Here is a 20,386-nt window from a genome sequence, read left to right as displayed (position 1 = left end):
GAAACGTGAAGAACATTCAAGTTTCCCTGCAGCAGCTCGACCCTGAGCTGCCCTTGCCGCGCTATGCCCATGATGGTGACGCCGGAGCTGACCTGGTCACCTCCGAGGACTTTACTCTGGCGCCGGGGGAGCGCCGGATGGTCCCCACTGGAGTTGCTATCGCTGTCCCCATGGGTTGGGTGGGTCTTGTGCATCCACGCAGCGGCCTCGCCGCCCGGCACGGAATCAGTATGGTCAACGCACCGGGCACGGTGGATTCCGGCTACCGGGGTGAGTTGAAAGTGCTGCTGATCAACACAGACCCGTCTCAGCCGGTGAGTTTCCACCGCGGAGACCGAATCGCCCAGATTGTGTTCCAGGAGGTCTCACGGGCGGTCTTCAGCCCGGTCGACGAACTGCCCGATACAGACCGCGGCGCAGGAGGATTTGGGTCGAGCGGACTGAGTTCGACCACTGACAACTACGCCCAACAGCTTTAAGGAGTTTCATGCTCTTCGGCAAGAAGAAGAAAGACCAGCCGCAGCAGCCGGCCACCATCAAGGAGGCACTCGAGTCAGAGACTGCCGCCGATGAGCCTCAGATTGAGATCACGGAAGCTGAGGTGTCTGCCGATGGTGACGCCGTCAGCAGCGATCAGGAAGCTGTCACCGACTCACCCCCTGAAGAGGCCAACGACGAGGCAAGCAGCCCGCCGGCAAGCTTCAAGCCTGGTCAGGGCCCCCACGACTCTAAGGATGTGGATTCCACAAAGGGATACATCGATTTCGGGGCGATCTTGGTGCCGGCGGCCAAGGGACAGAAGATTCGCTTAGACATCGATCAGAAGACGAAGCGGGTGGTATCGCTGACGATCAGCATCGGTCAAGCCAGCATCCAACTCCAGGCGTTCTCTGCGCCGAAGTCAGGGGGCGTGTGGCAAGACGTGCGGGAGCAGATCCAGGAATCGGTGACCAAGCAAAAGGGCCGAGTCAGGATTCTCGATGGGCGTTTCGGTAAGGAGTTACACGCTCGTGTGCCCACTGTTCTGAAGGATGGACGCCAAGGGTGGAGGGCTGCTCGTTTCATCGGCAGTGAAGGAAGTCGGTGGTTCCTCCGTGGTGTGATCGGTGGGCGCGGGGCGATTGACCGTAAAGCCTCCGCCGGCGTAGAGGAGCTCTTCTCCAGGATCGTCGTCGTCCGCGGTGACGATCCTCTGCCGCCGCGTGAGCTGCTGAAGCTTAAGCCGCCGGCAGGTGCAAAGCGGATCACAGCACCGGGGCAGCAGAACCGTGCCAATGGGGTGTCTCATTCCACACCGCGCGGACCGTCGGACAGCTCCAACGATTCTCAGAACCCATGACGTCGCAGGACCCCCTGGGGCAACAGTTTTCGAGCTCGGCCGCTCGGAGGGTCTCTACGCACGATGATGGCTCGCTGGATGTAATGGGGTCCGTCGGCGGTTGGAGAGGGATCCTGGAGGCCGCTCTGCCGGCCACAAGCTTTCTGACCGCCTACATCATCGTTGGGGACCTGCCTATTGCCATCATCCTCGCGATCGCGGTCGGTGCGCTGTTCGCAGTGGTGCGAATCGTGCAGCGGGGGAGCTTGGTCCAGTCCCTCTCTGGTCTGGTCGGCGTGCTGATCTGTGCGGCATTCGCCCACTTCTCAGGTGAGGCCCGCGGCTACTACGTCCCCGGGTTTTTCATCAACATCGCCTATATTCTGGCACTGACCATCTCCATAGCTGTGAAGTGGCCACTCATGGGCGTGATTTTCGGAGTCATTCGCGGTGAGGGCTTTGAATGGCGTCAGGACAGAGTCCGGCGCCGCGCCTACGCCCTAGCCACCTGGATCATCACGGCCGTCCTAGCCTCCCGGCTCGTAGTCCAGCTTCCGCTGTACTTCGCTGACAACGAAACAGCCCTCGGAGTGACGCGAGTGGTCATGGGAGTGCCGCTCTATGCTTTTGCCCTGTGGCTGGGCTGGATGATTACACGTGAACGTGAGGCGAGTTCTGGCCCATGACCGGCCCCCAAGTGCTGACGCTGACTGTTGGGCCAATGTCCCACGGTGGTCACTGCGTTGCTCGCCATGAAGGACGGGTCATCTTCGTCCGCCATGCTGTTCCCGGAGAGACTGTTCGGGCTGTCATTACCGCCGGTGGCAGCTCTTCCCGTTTCTGGCGGGCCGACGTGATCGATGTACTGGACGCTTCTGACCACCGTCGCCGGCACCCCTGGAAACAAGCTGATGCGCTACGCGCCTACGATCACGACCAACTCCCCGTGGGGGGAGCCGACTACGGCCACATCACTGATGTCCACCAAAGACGGCTGAAGTCACAAGTGTTTCGAGACACGATGCAGCGGATCGGGGGCATCGACATCAACACCCTCGATACGGACCATATGGGGCCCGAGGGAGAACTCACGGTAGAACACCTGCCTGGTGCCGATGCAGCTGGTATGCATTGGCGCACCCGAGCCAGCTTTGGCGTAAACAGCGGTTCGCTGGCCATGAAGCCCAGCCGTTCGCATGAACTGATTCCACTGCGGTCCATGCCTTTAGCTGTGGAATCGATCGGCGCCTCGGGAATCTTCTCCTGGAATTTCGCAGGAGCACAAGGTGTCGACGTCGTGGCACCTGGGGGAGAGGGACCCCTGACTCTGCTCGTCAGGGCTGACAACCCCAGGGAATCGAAGCTTCTGACCGAGTTCGAGCAACGCCTCAGAGACTTCGCGAGATCTTCACCGGAGGTGGGCAGCATTATCCTGGCTTTGGCCGACGCCCAACCTCGCAAAGGTCGCCGTCGGTTCAGCCAGATGCAGCCCACCGCGGTGGACTATCGGTTGCTGCTCGGAAGCCGCACGATCAGCGAGCCCCTCCCTACACCCGTTCATGACCGTAACTCCGTGTCGCTGCCCCCAGAAGGCTTCTGGCAGATCCACCGCAGTGCCCCCAGTGCGTTAGTACATACCGTAGACCGGATGGCTCGACTGGCCGCCGGTGGCTCGGTCATTGACCTCTACGCTGGTGCTGGTCTCTTCACAGCCTGGGCGGCCTCACGAGTAGGCCCCGCAGGGCGGGTTCTGTCCGTCGAAGCCTCGGCGGCAACCTCAGATGCGGCGGGGGAGCTCTTCACAGGGGTTGAGGGCGTTGAAATTGTTCAAGCTTCAGCGGAGAGCGTGGCAACTCGACTCGTCACCAGCGATGTTGTGGTGCTGGATCCGCCGCGGGCCGGAGCCGACAAACGGGTCCTGGCCGGCATCGATTCGGCTGGACCAGGCCAGGTCATCTACGTCTCCTGCGATCCAGCCTCATTCGCGAGGGACGCCAAACAGCTCTATGACCTGGGGTGGATCATCAAAGATCTTGCTTTACTTGACCTGTATCCCAATACACACCACATGGAATCTGTAGCGCTTTTCGAGCGTAGCTAGCGGGCATGTCGACGCGGTGAGTCTCACCTAAGCCGAGCGAGGCAACGGTATGAGTAGGATGGATCTCGATGAGCGCGCACCCAGCGCTGTGGCAGCCCGCCAACGAGACTAAGGAGTCTAAGCGTGAGCACAGTGGACAGTTTCGGAGCAAAAGGCGTACTCAACGTCGATGGCGCCGACTATGAAATCTTTCGACTCAACGCGGTCGAGGGGCATGACTCCCTCCCGTACAGCCTCAAAGTTCTGTTAGAGAACCTTCTCCGCACCGAAGACGGCGAGAACGTCACCGCCGAGCACATCAAAGCAGTTGGTAAATGGGATGAGACTGCTCAGCCCAATACTGAGATTCAATTCACCCCTGGCCGGGTCCTGATGCAGGACTTCACCGGCGTTCCCTGCGTGGTTGACCTAGCCACCATGCGTGAGGCTGTAGCCGATCTAGGTGGTGACCCGTCGAAGATCAATCCGCTGGCACCTGCTGAGATGGTCATCGACCACTCAGTGCAGATCGATTCCTTCGGCAATTCTGACGCCATCGAACGCAATATGGACATCGAGTATCAGCGCAATGGTGAGCGATACCAGTTCCTGCGCTGGGGACAGACCGCCTTTGATGACTTCAAGGTGGTGCCACCCGGGATGGGAATCGTTCACCAGGTGAACATCGAGTCGCTGGCTCGAGTCGTGATGACCAGGGAAATCGAGGGCGTGCTGCGCGCCTATCCAGATACGTGTGTGGGCACCGACTCACATACGACCATGGAGAACGGTCTTGGAGTTTTGGGCTGGGGAGTGGGTGGCATTGAAGCTGAGGCAGCTATGCTCGGCCAGCCGATCTCTATGCTGATCCCACGGGTTGTCGGATTCGAACTATCCGGTCAAATCCCAGCAGGCGCAACCGCCACCGATGTTGTCCTGACCATCACTCAGATGCTGCGGGAGCATGGAGTTGTCGGTAAATTCGTCGAGTTCTTTGGTGAAGGTGTGGCGGCTGTGCCTTTGGCTAACCGTGCCACTATCGGCAACATGTCTCCGGAGTTCGGGTCTACAGCGGCTATGTTCCCCATCGATGATGTCACCATCAGCTACCTGCGTCTGACCGGTCGCACCGAAGAGGAATTGTCGCTGGTCGAGGCCTACGCCAAAGAGCAGGGAATGTGGCACGACCCCTCACGGGAGCTGCGCTTCTCGGAGCGTCTGAAGCTCGACCTTTCGACTGTGGTGCCTTCCATCGCGGGTCCGAAGCGCCCTCAGGATCGCATCGAGCTCACCGACGCCAAAGAGCAGTTCCGCAAGGACATCCACAACTATGTGGCGGAGGAGACTGCAGTCGTCAACGATGCACTCAACGGAAAAGTCGATGAGGCTTCTGACGAGTCCTTCCCCAGCTCGGATGCCCCTTCCCACAGCCCTGATGAGTCCCAAGACCCAGCTGATAAGCCTCGGCCAATGGATCCGTCTGCGGAACCGGTGGTCGGCCGACCTTCGAACCCAATCCCGGTGGCTATGCCCGACGGCAGGGAATTCAAGTTGGATCATGGGGCGGTATCGATTGCATCGATCACCTCCTGCACCAACACTTCCAATCCCAACGTGATGCTCGCAGCCGGTGTTCTGGCTCGCAATGCGGTGGAACAGGGCCTGACGCAGAAACCATGGGTCAAGACCTCGATCGCACCGGGCTCGAAGGTAGTCACGGATTACTACGAAAAGTCCGGTCTCATCGAGTACTTGGAAAAGATCGGTTTCTTTGTGGTGGGCTACGGTTGCACCACTTGTATCGGAAACTCTGGCCCACTTGAAGAAGAGATCTCCAAGACTGTGCAGGATGAAGACTTGGCAGTGACTTCGGTTCTTTCAGGCAACCGAAACTTCGAAGGTCGCATCAATCCTGATGTCAAGATGAACTATCTGGCATCTCCTCCACTGGTGGTTGCCTACGCTCTGGCCGGGACCATGGACTTCGATTTCGAAAATGATCCGCTGGGACAGAACTCCGAGGGTGAAGATGTGTTCCTTCGGGATATCTGGCCGGATCCCATCGAGGTGGAAAAGATCATCGAAGAGTCCATCGACACTGAGATGTTCACCTCCAAGTACGGCACGATCTTTGACGGTGACCACCGGTGGCAGTCCTTGGACACCCCGGAGGGTGACACCTTCACCTGGGATGAAAACTCCACATATGTGCGCAAGGCACCGTACTTTGATGGTCTCGAACTCGAACCTGAGCCCGTGACTGACATCGAAGGCGCGCGAGTACTGCTGAAGTTGGGCGATTCGGTCACCACAGACCACATATCACCAGCTGGTTCGTTCAAATCGGATACCCCCGCAGGACGGTACCTTCTGGAGAATGGGGTCGAGCGTAAGAACTTCAACTCTTACGGGTCTCGCCGAGGTAATCACGAGGTGATGATTCGGGGCACCTTCGCCAACATCCGGATCAAGAACGAGCTGCTCGACGGCGTGGAGGGCGGCTTCACTCGTGATTTCACCAATGACGGTGAGCAGGCTTACGTTTACGACGCTGCAATGAACTATCAGGAGGCTGGGATCCCGCTGGTGGTCCTGGGTGGCAAGGAGTACGGATCCGGGTCCTCCCGCGACTGGGCTGCTAAGGGTACAAGCCTTCTGGGCGTTCGCGCCGTGATCGTTGAATCCTTCGAGCGTATTCACCGCTCCAACCTCATCGGTATGGGTGTTCTACCTCTGCAGTTCCCAGAGGGTGAATCCGCGCAGACTCTGGGGCTGACCGGATTCGAAACCTTCGGTATTTCCCAGATCACCAAACTCAATGACGGGGAAGTTCCAGAGACGGTGAAAGTCACTGCAACCAAGGATGATGGCTCCACTGTTGAGTTTGATGCGGTCGTGCGCATCGACACTCCCGGTGAAGCCAATTACTACCGCAACGGCGGAATCCTGCAGTACGTCCTCCGCTCCTTAGTGAAGTAAGCCGCACGAGAGCGCGAAGCGGGGAGGGTCGGTCGTCAAACCGGCCCTCCCCGCTGTTAACCCCCAGTGGTCAGATCAACTGACTGATTCATGCAGATTCCACGCCCGAGTGGCCTGAACGGTCACTGCACGCGGGCCTGTGCGGCGTATGGTTCCCTCAGCCATGAGCATCTTGGCTGCGAACAAAGCTTGGCCAGTGTTGGCCTGCCCTTCATCGAAGAAGGATAGATCCACCACTCCGGTCCCATCGTCCAAAGAGATGAACACCACCCTCTTTCCAGACGCCATAGGCGGAGTTTGCGTAGCCACGCGAATCCCAGCGACCCTCACAGTGGCGCCGCTGCGCTGGTTTAGCAGATCCTTGGCATAGGTGACCCCTGCTCCTGCAAGATGTTCACGATGCACGCTCATGACGTGATCTGTCGTGTCCACACTGGTCAGATCAAGTTCTGTGGCTAAGACTTCTGTATCTGTAGGAGCTGACTGACCGGCGGGGAGATTGCTGGCTTCAGTATCAGAGATCGGCAGAGCCAACTGACCTGCTACTTGGAAAGTCCGTGTCTGCTGAGCTCTGCGTTGCCCAGTGTGCTCAATCCAGGCAAAAAGGTCATTGCGGCGATTGCGTCCTGTGCCTGCAGGAAGAAACGAGTCTAGGGCCCCGACTTTCGCCATGGACTTCATAGTGTTGAGTCTGGGTCTAGCTCGGGCCCGAAGGTCAGCCAGCGAATCGAAGGGTTGCGCGTTTTCAATCCGGCGGATCTCAGCTTCTGATATGCCTTTTAGCGTAGTGAGAGCCATACGAATCCCCCAGATGAAGTCGGGCTGGTCCCCGTTGGAATGCGTCGTTGTGACTGGAGTCCTCTCTAATCGGAAGTGACCAGTGGACCGATTAACATCCATCTGAAGCAGAGGTATCTCGAGACGGCGAGCCTCAGCTACCAAGAGCCGTAGTGGGTACATTCCAGGGTCGTGTTCGAACAGGCCCGTCATAAATGCGGCCGGATAGTGCGTCTTCAACCATGCAGACTGGTACGTGGGGACAGCGAAGGCCGCAGCGTGAGCCTTGCAGAAACCGAAAGAGCCGAAACTGGCCAACTGACGCCAGACTTCATCAGTGACCTCCTGCGTATAACCACGTGCTGCTGCGCTTGAACGGAAGAAGGATTCCACCTCCACGCTCTTGTCCGCCTGTGACAATGAGCGACGGAGCTCATCAGCAGCGGCAAGCCCGCAATCAGTCATCGTGTCCAATATCCTCAGGACTTGCTCGTGATACACAATAACGCCATGGGTCTCCTCCAGAATCTCGACCAGATCAGGGTGCGGATATCGCGTGGTTTCGAAACCGTGACGGCGTTCCAGAAACGGACGGACCATTCCTGCGCCCATCGGACCGGGGCGAAAAAGCGAAATGTCCAGGATGAGATCCTCCAGCGAAGCTGGGATGAGCTTCCCGATAAGTTCACGCTGACCAGGTGATTCAATCTGGAAGCAGCCCAGAGTGTAGGTGGATTGAATCAGATCAAAGGTCGCCTGGTCCTCAAAGCTGATGGTCTCGAGGGCGATGCATTCCCCAGTGGTCCGCTCGACCTCACGAAGACAATGGGCAATAGCTGACTGCATACGAACGCCCAGGATATCCAATTTGATGAAACCGGCTGGATCCATATCGTCTTTACCAAATTGGCTCATCGGCAAACCGGTCACGCCGCTTGGTTGAACAGGTGTAAGGCTGAGCAGGTCTTTGTCTCCCAGGATGACACCACAGGGGTGGGTGGAGATATGCCGGGGCAAACGATCAAGACGCTCAGTGAGATCGACCAGCAGATCGAGTTGAGCACGGCCTGAGACACGTTCAGTCTCAATGCGTTCAGCCAAATGTTTCAGCTCTGGCTTATCTTCCAAGGCCTGGCGAAACTCACGAGCAGGGAAACGCCACATGATTTCCGCCAGCTGGTCAAGCTCTTCATCAGGAAGTCCCAGAGCCATACCGGCATCCCGAACCGCACCGCGAATCCGGTAGGCGTTCTGCATGCTCATCAGAGTGACTCGCTCCCTACCGAACCGATCAAAGACTCGCTGATAGATCTCGTGGCGACGCTCAGATTCAACGTCGATATCAATATCCGGCAGCGTGGTCCGGTGCCGGGAGAGGAAACGTTCGAAGATCAGCCCATGCTTCAGTGGATCAATGGGGCTCACCCCCAGAGCGTGCACCACAAGAGAAGAGACCCCTGAACCACGGGCCGCGCAGCGCACTCCAAGTTCCTGAATGAGCCGCGTCACTTCCGCCACAGTCAAAAAATATGCGGAGAACCCCAGATCCTCGATAATCGCTAATTCGTGTTCCAACCGTTGACGCACTTGGGGATGCTCAAGTCGGGGGCCCAACCCCTGCCCGCAACGGAAACGCAGTTCCTCATCGGCAGAACCCTCAATACCGATCACATGGGCCTCAGGGATCTTTGGCACCCCGTATGTCATATGTTGTATGGGGTCGATCTGACAGGCAGTGGCCACATCTTCAGTGCTCGAGAGAATGCTCTCAGGTTTAACCACCGCTGTGCTGGCTTCACATATCTCGTCGGCGATCCTCAGCATCTCGGATTCAGGTTTAAGCCAGCCTTGGTCATTGGGCTGCAGCGGGGCGGAATCCAAACTGCTGAGCACACGCACGGCATCGAGAACATCCGCCGTAGCTGCTTCATCTGCCGCGCACAGTCGCACCGCATTGGTGAGCACCGTCGGCACACGGCAGGCCTCCGCAGCTGAGAGCATTCTTGCCGCATGGGCAGTGGAAAGTTCTTCCCCCGGGGGTGCAAGATGCGAAACAAGTTCCACATAGAGAGCGGGTCCCAGCAGCTGACGCCATTGTCTAAGAGCGGTGCGGGCCGGGCGATACCGACGCTCTGCTGCCAACATCCCGATATCAGATTCTGGCCCCAACAGGATGAACAGCTGTGGAGAGTCAGAGCTTGAAGAGTGTGACAGCTGCGCAAGCCGTTCCCGGGAGAGTGCCGGTTCAGGCCCGTTGCTCGTAGCGGATGTTCCTTCATGTGCAGCAGATACCGCCTGACACAGGGCGGCGTATCCCGTCTTGCTGCCATGGGCCAAGACCGTGACGCGTCCATGGCCCTTCACTGCAAGGTCAGCTCCGAGAATAGGTGCTAAACCATGGTCGCCACAGGCGCTAACGTGTTGGACTGCTCCGTAAATCCCGTTTCGGTCAGTCAGAGCTAGGGCGGGTGCTCCCGCTGCCGCAGCTGCGGCGGCTAATTCACCAGGCGTTGCTGTTCCGTAGTGGCTTGAGAAGCAGCTTGCTACATGCAGGTGGGTGAACGTCATTCCACCGCCTCAGGCTCTTGCGGGTTCTCGTGAAGACGCAGCAGGCGCCAGCGGTCGGCTGGCAGACTCCTGCCAACATCAACGGTGATTCGTTCAGCCGTAAGTGGGTCCTGCACTTGGATGCGCCACACTTCCTGGGACACCAAACCCGCCCGGCCACGCTCAGCGCGGGTTTCCTCCGTCCACCAGCGGCGCCGGGCAAACCAACGCAGCGGTTCAGCCACCACGTCATATCCACGCTCCCTCCACCATAGGTGCAGCGGCAGGCCCTGATCACTGACGACCACCTCTACATGTTCAGTGATACGACTCTCAGCTGATGCACCAAGAGTGTCTTTAGGGACGTTGCTGTGCGCATAGGCTGCCGCAGCTTCTACCGAGACCAATCGGGTCACTCCCGATGCGGGTCTTTGGTTTGGCTGCAGCCCAAGCGAGGCGGAGGAATAGTGCGGATGTGCTGTCATTGTCAGGCTCCTTGCATCATGGCGCGAACCTGATGGGAAGCGCGGAGCACCCATCGTATTCGAACATAGATTCGATAGCAATGATGAGCTTACGCCTAACCCCGGAGACCCTTACGGCCCGGCTTGTGGAGTCCCTGTTGGTACCTCATACGCAGCAGCTGTCCGGCAAAAGCTAAGGTCAACATGGTCGGCTGGTCAGTAATTCATCGCGTCAACCAGGGGAGAAGACCACATGCGCATTGTTGTTGTTGGAGCTACTGGCAACGCTGGGTCGGCAGTGCTGGAGGAACTCTCTGGCAGAGAAGAGATCACGTCGGTACTGGGTCTTGCGCGGAGGTTACCGGAGACAGCGTCCGAGCCGTTCAGTCATGCCGATTGGGCCACTGTGGACATCCAGTTTCCTGACTCGGTAAAGACCCTCGCCAAGTTGTTCTCCGGAGCTGATGCTGTGATCCACCTTGGCTGGCTCATTCAGCCGAACTCTAAGCGAGAACTGTTGCGCCGAGTCAATGTCGACGGTACAGAGCATGTGCTCAAAGCCGCCGCAGAAGCCTCTGTGAAACGTATCGCTGTCGCCTCCTCTGTGGGGGCCTACACGGCGGTGGATGACGATCAGCCGCGCGATGAGTCCTGGGGCACCGAAGGAATTGCTGGCTCCCACTACAGCGAAGACAAAGCCGCCCAAGAGCGGGTCATGGATGAGTTCGAAGCCCTTCACCCAGATATTGCGCTAGCCAGACTCCGCCCTGGACTTATTTTCCAAGCCGAGGCAGGTACCGAGATTCAGCACTACTTCGCCGGACGTCTGGCCCCAGTGCAGCTTCTCCAGATGGTCCGTCCGCCACTGGTTCCGATGCCGCCTGGTATCCGAACCCAAGCGGTCCACGCCCGCGATGTCGCAAAAGCCTACGTTGAAGCGGTCATTCGTGGAGCTCGTGGAGCGTTCAATATCGCTTCCGAGGAGCTTCTCACCGGTGAGGTGATCGCTTCCATCATTTCTGGTCGCAGCGCCGGCGGAGCCAAGATTGCGGTGCCATTTCATCCTTTGAAGTCTTTGGTGAGGGCAGCTCACCGAGCTCGGATACTTCCCATGGATGAAGGGTGGTTAGAGATGGCCAGGCATGCCCCGGTCATGGATACCTCTCGGGCACGTGCAATCCTCGATTGGCAGCCAGAAGTCTCCGGTTCGGATGCCTTAGCTGAACTCCTCGACGGTATGGGATCAGGGAGAGGACGCGGTTCGGTTCCGCTGCGACCCCGCAGCCAACCCGCGACGAGTGAGCATCCCTTGCCTGGCCACGAGCATGAGCTGCCTTCCAGTATTGATGCCGGACTGCTCCGCAGTTATATGGCTGATCACCTGGCCGGAGCCACTGCGGGCTTACAGCGAATTCAGGCCATGGCGGACGCTTTCGACGACACCGCTGTCTACCCGCAGCTATCCCAAGTGGCAGAGGCTATCGAATCTGAGCATCAGTGGCTCAGCGAACTTATTCAAGCTCAGGGGTTTCCACGTCCGGTCATCGCCGCCCCGGCACTCTGGCTCGCTGAACGACTAAGTCGCGCAAAACCCTACGCCCGACCGCTGAAGCGTTCACCTGCCGCCTTGGTGTTGGAGACAGAGCTGATGCTGGCCGCCGTCACTGCTAAACGCCAGGGTTGGCAAGTGCTCTCGGACTACGCTGATGAGCTTGGAGTAGAAGCTTCAGTGTTCGATCGGCTCGTCGAAGCCGCTGATGACCAGCGGCGTGACCTAGGCGAGGTCCATACCTATGCTAGGCAGCGGGCCTTCCGCACTGACCGCGCTACTTTCGTGCCGGGGGAGTAGCAGGCCACCGACTGCTAGGGTGTGAGGTCGTTCGATAAACAAAGGGATGTGAACCATTTTGTCTGAGAACACCATCTACCAGTCCAGTACACAGATCCAGCTCATATCCCGTCCGGCTGGCTGGCCGAGTGCAGAGAACTTCCGCACTGTGAGCGTTCCACTCGACGACCTCGGTGAGAACCAGGTACGCGTCGCCAATGAGTTCATCTCAGTTGACCCCTATATGCGTGGCCGAATGAGCTCAGCGAAAAGCTATGTTCCACCCTTTGAACTTGGTGAGACGATGGACGGTAGCGCTGTTGGCCGAGTCATCGCTTCCCGCTCGGGGTCCCTGCCGGTCGGCACTCTAGTGTTGCACCAGCTGGGTTGGCGCGATATCGCCCAGGGCGAGGCCAGTATGTTCCGGGCCGTGCCGGAACTTCCAGCGGCCTCACCCTCCCTCTATCTCGGCATTCTGGGGATGACCGGTCTCACCGCTTATGTGGGACTGACCGAGATTGGCGCTGTTGCTGCGGGCGACACGGTTTTCATCTCAGGTGCAGCCGGCGCCGTAGGCACCGCAGCTGGACAGATTGCCAGGCTGCTGGGCGCCAACCGCGTCATCGGATCGGCAGGCTCCGATGAGAAAGTCTCTCTGCTGAAAGAGAAATACGGATTCGACGCCGCACTCAATTACAAGACCGCACCTGTGCGTGAGCAACTGCCTGAGCTGGTACGCGAGGGAGTAGACGTCTTTTTCGACAACGTCGGCGGTGCCCACCTCGAAGCAGCCGTAGATGTCATGAATACCCATGGCCGGTTGGCGATATGCGGCGCGATTTCACAGTACAACGCCACAGAGCAGCCCAAAGGCCCGGACAACTTGACTAACTTCATCACTCGAAGCCTCACAATGCGGGGATTCACCCTCAACCACCACCTCCACAGAGCCGGGGAGTTCAACGAGAGGATGACCGAGTGGTTTGCTGCTGGAAAAGTGGCCTACGACGAGACAGTCGTCGATGGTATCGACAATGCTGTTGACGCTTTCCTCGGCATGATGCGTGGCGCCAACACCGGCAAGATGGTGGTCCGCACGGGTCTTCGTGATACCGGATAGATTCCAGCCTGCATTCAGCATATTCCTAGGTAAAGTGCACCTGACAAGCGCGTTTGCCTCTTTTGAGTAACTCGTAAAAGAGATACGCTGAGACTGTCCACCCATTTTCACGAGGAGCAAAGGAGTGTCATGGCTGACGACCAGATCCTCACCACCCGCCAGGGCCAACCGGTGACGAACAACCAGAACCAGCGCACCATTGGATCCCGAGGCCCCGCCACTCTGGAGAATTACCATTTTCTAGAGAAAATCAGCCACTTCGACCGCGAGCGTATCCCGGAACGGGTCGTGCACGCCCGTGGTTTTGTGGCCTACGGGGAATTCGAGGCCACCGGCAAAATCGGTGATGAGCCTGCCTCCACATACACACGGGCTAAGCTTTTTCAGGAGGCGGGCAAGAAGACCGACCTGGCCATCCGATTCTCCACCGTTATTGGGGGCCGGGACTCCACAGAAGTTGCCCGCGACCCCCGTGGATTCGCGGTGAAGTTCTACACCGAGGACGGCAACTGGGACCTGGTGGGCAACAACCTGCCCGTCTTCTTCATCCGCGACGCTCTGAAATTCCCGGATGTGATCCACTCACTCAAGCCAGATCCCATCACCTTCCGTCAGGAACCCAACCGCATCTTCGACTTCATGAGCCAGTCTCCGGAGTCGATGCACATGCTCACTCATCTGTTCAGCCCCCGAGGAATCCCCGCAACCTACCGCCATATGGAAGGCTTCGGGGTCAATACCTACAAGATGGTCAACGAACAGGGTGAGACGGTCTTGGTGAAGTATCACTGGCTGCCACGCCAAGGGGTGGCTTCGCTGTCTGAAGATGAGGCTGCGAAAGTGCAGGGCCAGGAGCTGGGCTCCGCATCCAAGGACCTCTATGAAGCCATCGAGCGCGGAGATTTCCCGCAGTGGGACCTGTATGTACAGCTCATGGAGGACCACGACCACCCTGAGCTGGAGTGGGACCCTCTGGATGACACCAAAATCTGGCCGGAGCACGACTTTCCCCTGCGGCATGTCGGCACTATGACGCTGAACCGGAACATCCGGGACTTCCACAATGAAAATGAGCAGATCGCAATGGGAACCGGCGTGCTCGTCGACGGTCTGGACTTCTCCGACGACAAGATGCTCGTCGGCCGAACCTTCAGCTACTCCGACACCCAGCGCTACCGCGTGGGGCCGAACTACCTCCAACTTCCGGTGAACTACCCCAAGGGAGTCGACGGCAAGGTTCACACCCATCAGCGAGGTGGCGAGATGAGTTACCACACTGACGTTGCTCCGGGACAGAACCCTCATGTCAACTACGAGCCAAGCATCCACAATGGACTCAATGAAGTTGCCGCCAAACCCAACAACCCGCCGCAGATCAGCGGCCACCTCACCCAGGCGAGCATTGAGCGCACCAATGACTATGTCCAAGCGCGCGGTCGCTACAGCACCATCAACGACTGGGAACGCGACGAGTTGGTCGATGTGATGGGCACGCTGCTCTCCACCTGCGAGGAAGACGTGCAGCAGCGCATGATCTGGCATTTCTTCATGGTCCATGACGACTACGGACACCGCGTCGGTCAGCAACTGGGGATATCCGTGGACGACGTGGCCCATCTTCGGCCGCTTGCTACCCAGGACTTCACGGAAGCTGAGCATCAGCGATTGAAGAATCTGGGCAGCAACGGTGACACGCTCGATCCTGAGCAGTGGGGCGGGTGGACCTCTTCTGTGCAGAACCATCAGGCCACCGCAGAGGACGTGCTCTCAGGCAGCTTAGGCCAGCTGGAGTACTCGCCGGAGAAGGCACCGGTGGGGGCCAGCACCAGCTTCTGAGAAGGAGGACTACTGTTGGCAGAGAGAGTCACCAACTGGTCCGGTTCAGTCAGCTTCACCCCGGAGACCATCGCCGCACCGAAGCACACCGGTCAGCTCATCACGCTTCTGAAGCGCGCTGGCCGGGACGGCGCAACGGTGCGGCCGATGGGCTCCGGCCACTCCTCTACGCCCATTTTCAGCACCAGCGACGTGCTTCTGTCCCTGGACAACATGAGCGGAGTCCTGGAGGTCGAACCCGACGCAGGGTGGGCGAAAGTTCTTCCGGGAACCGGCCTGCGAGACCTGGGCGAGCAGCTGGCCGAACACGGTGTAGCGATGGAAAATCTCGGGGATGTTGACTACCAGGCCATTGCCGGTGCTATCTCCACCGCGACTCATGGCTCAGGGATCACCTTGGGGAATCTTTCCTCGACACTTATCGGCGGCGTCCTCATCAACGGCCTGGGGGAGGAGGTGCCCTTCGGCGTGGACGCCGGGGTATCGCCTGCAGAGTCGGTCTCCGATGACTTGCTGCGCGCAGCTCAGGTGTCTTTCGGGACGCTGGGCGTACTGACTTCACTGACTCTTCGTGTGGAGCCAGCACACCACCTGCACCGGCTGAACTGGATCACGCACATCGATTGGGTGTTGGAGAACTATGCGGAGCTTGTGGAGACGAATCGCAGCATGGACTTCTACTGGTATCCACGCAGTGACCTCGCTCAGGTGCGCACGCTCAATAAGCCTGGTGATGAACCCGCCCTGACGCCTGAGGGAGAGCCCTACACCGAGCTGAAGAAGGATGTCACCGGGCCGAATTACGAGGTCATCCCGAATGATCGCATGCTCCACTTTGAAGAGATGGAGTACATGCTTCCTTTCGACCAGGACCTTGCTGCGTTCCGACGTGTTCGCGAGCGGGTAAAGGCCAAGCATCGCGCGGAAGTGGGCTGGCGAGTGTTGGTGCGCACCATTGCTGCGGATCACGCGATGCTCTCCAATACGGAGGCAGAGTACCGGCAGGGCAGCCCCTCGATGACCATTGCGCTGCTGCAGAACAACACCCTGCCTTTCAAAAGGTACTTCGATGACATTGAACCCATTTTTTGGCAGTTCGACGGTCGGCCTCACTGGGGTAAGAAGCACACCCTGAAAGGCGCTGAGTTGGCTCCGCTCTATCCGCAGTGGGATGCATTCCATGGCATCCGCCGAAGCATGGACCCAGACGGCCTGTTCATGAACGACTATCTGCATGAGCTTTTCGGTGAGGAGAAGTAATGGCCCTTTTGTCTAGAAACAACGATGCCGCCGGAGGAGGCCTTGGCCAGAAGACCTGGGTGTTCTCGGCCGGCTTCTCACCGAGCCAGAGCACTGGATTCGAGCCCGACTTCACCTCCCGGAACACGCTCTGTCTGCTCAACGCCGGAGAACAGCCAGCCTGCGTGAAGCTCACGGTCTACTACGAAGACGCTGAGCCAGTGGGCCCCTACGAGGTTGCTGTCGCTGCTCGCCGGGTGAAGCACCAGCGCATCAACGACCTCATCGAGCCGGAGGCTGTGTACTTGGACAAGCCCTACGGGTTGGTTCTTGAGTCCGATGAACCAGTTGTGGCTCAGCTCTATTATTTGGACTCCCGCAATGGCAATCTGGCGGTTTCTCACCTGAATCCCGCGCCACTGCTCTGACGGAAATATCAGCGCACACGACGACGCCGCCGGGAGCGCTCTAGGTCCGGCAGCGTCGTCGTTTCTTCGGTGATGTCAGTGATTACGCAAGGCGTCGATGAGCTCGTCTTTATTCATCTCTGAATAGCCTGTGAGATCGACTTCCTTGGCTCGCTCCCGGAGCTCAGCAACGGTCCAATCCTCATACTGTGGTGAGGTGCCGCCCTTCTTGCCCTGGGCAGATCGTCCTTCCTTATTCGCGGAGTTCGCGATGCGGGCCGATTTCTCCTTGGAATAGCCTTGCTCCTCGCGGAGTTTTTCGTAGAGTTCCTCATCTTTGACACTGGACCGGCTCTGCTCAGCCATGGGTCTAACCTCCTGTGAACGGTTTTCCACCGGTAACGGGAATGACTGCACCTGAGGTGTAGCTGGCCTGTTCGGACGCCAGGTACACATACGCCCCTGCCAGCTCGGCCGGCTGACCTGGACGGCCCATAGGGGTGTCCTGGCCGAACTCTTGGACTTTGTCCTCGGGGAAGCCGGTGGCAGGAATCAGAGGCGTCCAAATGGGGCCTGGGGCCACACCGTTGACCCGGATGCCTTTTTCGCCCAGCTCGGTGGCAAGCACCTCGGTGAAGGCAACCTGCGCGGCTTTGGTCATGGCGTAGTCGAACAGCGGGGGAGCGGGACTAGCTGCTTGGACCGAGGTAGTAGTGATGATGGATGAACCTGGTGCCAGGTGTGGGACTGCCGCCTGTGCCACCGCGATGTGCGAGACCAGGTTTGTTCCGAAGACTGTCTCCACCTCAGAGATAGGTGTGTCCTCGAAAGAAGTACGCGCACGCTGATAGGCCGCATTGAGCACTACTACATCGAGTCCTCCCAGGTCCTCGACGGCCCCTTTGACAATCTCCTCGGCGGCACCGTCTTCGGTGAGATCGCGGGGATAGAGAGCTGATTGCTGACCGGCTTCGCGAATCAGCTGTGCGCAGGCCTCTGCGTCTTCCTGCTCCTCAGGGAGGTACACGATCGCTACATCCGCGCCCTCCCGCGCAAAAGCGAGGGCTACCGCACGGCCGATCCCGGAGTCCCCGCCGGTAATGAGCGTTCGCTTTCCCTTAAGCCTGCCTGCACCTTTGTAACTGTTTTCCCCATGATCCGGACCAGGAGTGGTCTCCGAGGTGAGGCCGGGCTGCCCAATGTCACTGTGTTGGGGCAAATCGTCGTCGTAGTGTTTACTTCGCGGATCGTGCTGCGCTTTGTCGGTCATAACACTCCTAGAGATGATGCATGTCAATTGTCATTGGGATCGGTGAGGTTCCAGAACGACTTTGATGCATCCGTCATCCTTTTTCTGGAACATCTCATAGGCTTCTGGGGCCTGATCTATCGGCATCCGGTGCGTGACGAAGTCGTCGACGCCGAGAGGGTCTGCGGGATCTTCCACAAGCGGGAGAATGTCCTTGACCCACCGTTTGACGTTGGCCTGCCCCATCGTGATCTGAAGCTGTTTGTCGAAAAGCGACAACATCGGCAGGGGAGAGGCCTGACCTCCGTAGACTCCGGAGAGGCTCAGTGTTCCGCCCCGACGAACAAGGTCGATTCCGGTATAGATGGCTGCCATGCGGTCAAGCCCGGCTTTGGCCATAAACGGTTGACTGATCTTATCGGGAAGGTACTGCACGCTGCGCTGGGCAATCTTCGCGAATGCCGACTCGGGATCACCGTGAGCTTCCATTCCCACAGCGTCGATGACCGCGTCAGGACCGCGTCCCTGCGTGGCGTCACGGATCGCTTCAATGGAGGAATCGGAATTGTCATACACAAGAACTCCGTGCCGTGCGGCCATCTGCCGACGCTCGGCAACTGGGTCAATCGCGTAGACAGTCAACCCATGGTGCTTGGCGATTCGCGCCGCGAACTGGCCGATCGGTCCCAACCCGAGAACTGCCACAGACTCTCCCGGAGAGCGCTGCGCGTACTCAACCGCTTGCCAGGCGGTTGGCAGAACGTCAGAGAGGAACAAGTACCTGTGATCTGGTAGTTCATCTCCGACCTTGATCGGACCATAGTCAGCATGAGGGACGCGGAGGAACTGTGCTTGTCCTCCGGGAACTGATCCGTAGAGCTGAGAGTAGCCGAACAGGGGAGCCCCTGAGCCCTGATCCTTCACCTGGGTCACTTCGCACTGGGTCTGCAACCCTCTGGTGCAGAAGTAGCAGCTTCCGCAGGCGATCTGGAAGGGAATGACGACGCGGTCGTCAGGACGAACATTGCTGTCAGGACCAGCCTCAACGACCCGCCCCATCGGTTCGTGACCCACGATGTCCCCGGGGGTCATAAAGGGTCCTAGAACTTCATAAAGGTGAAGATCTGAACCACAGATGGCTGTCGATGTGACCTCGATGATGGCATCATTGGGCTGCTGGATCACCGGATCTGGGACAGTTTCGACGGAGATTTTTCGGGGGCCTTGCCAAGTCACTGCTTTCACAGCGTCCTCCTCGAACGGTAGGTTGACGCGTTGCTTCGATCGCTCCCTAGGCTAGCGACACTTTCCTTGTGGCTTGCTGAGCATCAGCCGAAGGTTTCGACAAAGAAGTCCCAGGTCAGGGCCGATTCTCTGGGCTTCGCGAGCCCCCAGGCGTCAGAGAAAAGGGGAGCACCCGTTGAGACAGCGCTCTCCGGCCCAGCAGAAACACCCCAAGAGTCGCGGTGGCGACCAGGATGAAGGAGAGCTCTGCTCCACCGTCGGTGAGCAGCACACGCAGAACCATACCTGTGGCCACCGTGATCCCCACGACAACAACTCCCGTAGGCCATAGCTGCGAGGCTCGCGCCCAAGAACGTGTCACCAACCACCCCAGCGCAAGACCGACGAGGAAAGGCCATGCTGTTGAGGCGAGATCAACCGGTGATAGGCCCGAGTCGTGCGAACGGTTGCCAAGCAGAGCGAACACCACGATCAGCAAGGCGTCGAGGACGAAACCTAGTGCAGCCATCATGACCCCAGAATACTTGGCCGGCATATGAGTGCCTGAGGCTTCAAGGGGCCGTGATGTTTCACCACGCGTGGTGAGAGTGATGCTGTGCTCGTCAGAGCAGTTCTGAGCTACTGTGATGCAGATGAAGGATTCATCGAAGAATCACGACGGCGCTCATGCCTCAGTCACCGGTACCGCCGAGCTGGGGTTCGTCGAGGAGGTGCTCGATACTCTCGAGGACCTCTACACCACCACTGGGGATGTCTCTGCTGAGGACCGAACATTCTTTTCTCTGGCCGTGAGTGAAATCGCCACCAATATTGTGACTCACGGCGAGACGGAGACCGAAGTGACCGTCACTGCTGATCTCGCGGTCGACGACGAGTCGCTGTCTGCTGAGTTCCAGGATGATGCGGAACCCGTTGAACTTCCCCTGGAAGCTGCGGCCTTGCCAGACGAATTCGCCGAATCAGGCCGGGGCCTGGCCATTGCGAAGATGGCGTTGGATCAGCTCAGCCACAAAGCCGACGACGGACACACCTGGCATCTGATGAGAAGACGTCGCCCAGGGGAGTGACCAAGCTTTCGAGGTGATCACATTGCAGAATCATGTAGTGCCATGTTTCGGCATCTGAACCTCTCCATGAAATAGGGTGGGCACGAACTATCCTGAATGCACACTGAGAGGATCCCTAATGTTCGACGAGAAGCGTCGGCAACGTGCGCTGGATGAGCTCAATGTTCTGGACACGCCTCCTGATGAACGCGTTGACCGCATCACGCGGCTGGCCCAGGAGATCTTCGGAG

General features: G+C 58.7%; 17 protein-coding genes. 11 read left to right on the top strand and 6 right to left on the bottom strand.

Annotation, left to right across the window (positions count from 1 at the left end; translation table 11 throughout):
• The first annotated feature begins 5 nt into the window (after positions 1 to 5).
• The 5 genes from dut to FH975_RS01755 all read left to right on the top strand — a co-directional run bounded on the left by dut (position 6) and on the right by FH975_RS01755 (position 6,377).
• On the top strand, positions 6 to 479 hold the full coding sequence (gene dut / locus FH975_RS01775) for a dUTP diphosphatase (RefSeq protein WP_162319761.1): 474 nt from the start codon (positions 6 to 8) through the stop codon (positions 477 to 479).
• An 8-nt stretch (positions 480 to 487) separates the two neighbouring features.
• On the top strand, positions 488 to 1,339 hold the full coding sequence (locus FH975_RS01770; RefSeq protein WP_162319760.1) for a DUF3710 domain-containing protein: 852 nt from the start codon (positions 488 to 490) through the stop codon (positions 1,337 to 1,339).
• Positions 1,336 to 2,004, top strand: coding sequence for a DUF3159 domain-containing protein (locus FH975_RS01765; RefSeq protein WP_162319759.1), 669 nt, complete (start codon positions 1,336 to 1,338; stop codon positions 2,002 to 2,004). Before FH975_RS01770 ends, FH975_RS01765 begins: the two co-directional genes overlap by 4 nt.
• Positions 2,001 to 3,419, top strand: coding sequence for a class I SAM-dependent RNA methyltransferase (locus FH975_RS01760; protein ID WP_162319758.1), 1,419 nt, complete (start codon positions 2,001 to 2,003; stop codon positions 3,417 to 3,419). Before FH975_RS01765 ends, FH975_RS01760 begins: the two co-directional genes overlap by 4 nt.
• Before the next feature lie 123 nt (positions 3,420 to 3,542).
• Positions 3,543 to 6,377: an aconitate hydratase gene (locus FH975_RS01755; protein ID WP_162319757.1), complete on the top strand. Its 2,835-nt coding sequence runs from the start codon at positions 3,543 to 3,545 to the stop codon at positions 6,375 to 6,377.
• A gap of 75 nt (positions 6,378 to 6,452) precedes the next feature.
• On the opposite strand, the gene FH975_RS01750 is transcribed toward FH975_RS01755, so the two are convergent.
• Positions 6,453 to 9,722 carry a DNA polymerase III subunit alpha gene (locus FH975_RS01750; RefSeq protein WP_162319756.1) on the bottom strand — a complete coding sequence of 1,090 codons (3,270 nt, stop codon included), beginning with the start codon at positions 9,720 to 9,722 and terminating at the stop codon, positions 6,453 to 6,455.
• Positions 9,719 to 10,186: a hypothetical protein gene (locus tag FH975_RS16425; RefSeq protein ID WP_235928266.1), complete on the bottom strand. Its 468-nt coding sequence runs from the start codon at positions 10,184 to 10,186 to the stop codon at positions 9,719 to 9,721. Before FH975_RS16425 ends, FH975_RS01750 begins: the two co-directional genes overlap by 4 nt.
• 232 nt (positions 10,187 to 10,418) lie before the next feature.
• On the opposite strand from FH975_RS16425, the gene FH975_RS01740 reads away from it, so the two are divergent.
• From FH975_RS01740 to FH975_RS01720, 5 genes are all read left to right on the top strand, one after another.
• Complete coding sequence (locus FH975_RS01740) at positions 10,419 to 12,014, top strand: NAD-dependent epimerase/dehydratase family protein (RefSeq protein ID WP_162319755.1); 1,596 nt, start codon at positions 10,419 to 10,421, stop codon at positions 12,012 to 12,014.
• Between the two features lie 58 nt (positions 12,015 to 12,072).
• On the top strand, positions 12,073 to 13,113 hold the full coding sequence (locus tag FH975_RS01735; RefSeq protein WP_202922936.1) for an NADP-dependent oxidoreductase: 1,041 nt from the start codon (positions 12,073 to 12,075) through the stop codon (positions 13,111 to 13,113).
• A gap of 129 nt (positions 13,114 to 13,242) precedes the next feature.
• On the top strand, positions 13,243 to 14,949 hold the full coding sequence (locus FH975_RS01730) for a catalase (protein ID WP_162319754.1): 1,707 nt from the start codon (positions 13,243 to 13,245) through the stop codon (positions 14,947 to 14,949).
• A gap of 15 nt (positions 14,950 to 14,964) precedes the next feature.
• Entirely contained in the window at positions 14,965 to 16,209 is a 1,245-nt protein-coding gene (locus tag FH975_RS01725; RefSeq protein WP_162319753.1) for a D-arabinono-1,4-lactone oxidase, read from the top strand.
• Positions 16,209 to 16,616, top strand: a complete 408-nt coding sequence (locus FH975_RS01720; protein WP_162319752.1) for a sensory rhodopsin transducer — start codon at positions 16,209 to 16,211, stop codon at positions 16,614 to 16,616. Before FH975_RS01725 ends, FH975_RS01720 begins: the two co-directional genes overlap by 1 nt.
• 75 nt (positions 16,617 to 16,691) lie before the next feature.
• Here the strand turns inward: FH975_RS01720 and FH975_RS01715 are convergent, their stop codons facing one another.
• The 4 genes from FH975_RS01715 to FH975_RS01700 all read right to left on the bottom strand — a co-directional run bounded on the left by FH975_RS01715 (position 16,692) and on the right by FH975_RS01700 (position 19,600).
• Entirely contained in the window at positions 16,692 to 16,961 is a 270-nt protein-coding gene (locus FH975_RS01715; protein ID WP_162319751.1) for a DUF7218 family protein, read from the bottom strand.
• Positions 16,962 to 16,965: 4 nt separating this feature from the next.
• The gene (locus FH975_RS01710) at positions 16,966 to 17,865 is read right to left on the bottom strand and encodes an SDR family oxidoreductase (RefSeq protein WP_162319750.1); all 900 of its coding nucleotides are present in this window, start codon (positions 17,863 to 17,865) and stop codon (positions 16,966 to 16,968) included.
• Positions 17,866 to 17,895: 30 nt separating this feature from the next.
• The gene (locus FH975_RS01705) at positions 17,896 to 19,089 is read right to left on the bottom strand and encodes an alcohol dehydrogenase catalytic domain-containing protein (protein ID WP_162319749.1); all 1,194 of its coding nucleotides are present in this window, start codon (positions 19,087 to 19,089) and stop codon (positions 17,896 to 17,898) included.
• A gap of 115 nt (positions 19,090 to 19,204) precedes the next feature.
• Positions 19,205 to 19,600: a DUF3054 domain-containing protein gene (locus FH975_RS01700; RefSeq protein WP_162319748.1), complete on the bottom strand. Its 396-nt coding sequence runs from the start codon at positions 19,598 to 19,600 to the stop codon at positions 19,205 to 19,207.
• A 121-nt stretch (positions 19,601 to 19,721) separates the two neighbouring features.
• On the opposite strand from FH975_RS01700, the gene FH975_RS01695 reads away from it, so the two are divergent.
• Entirely contained in the window at positions 19,722 to 20,156 is a 435-nt protein-coding gene (locus FH975_RS01695) for an ATP-binding protein (RefSeq protein ID WP_162319747.1), read from the top strand.
• Positions 20,157 to 20,386: the final 230 nt, after the last annotated feature.

Origin of the sequence: Nesterenkonia haasae, from assembly GCF_010119385.1 — a bacterium.
In the GTDB taxonomy this organism is placed as follows: domain Bacteria; phylum Actinomycetota; class Actinomycetes; order Actinomycetales; family Micrococcaceae; genus Nesterenkonia; species Nesterenkonia haasae.
The sequence above is the reverse complement of the archived record's forward strand: the minus strand, read 5'-3'. Positions and strand labels throughout refer to the sequence as shown.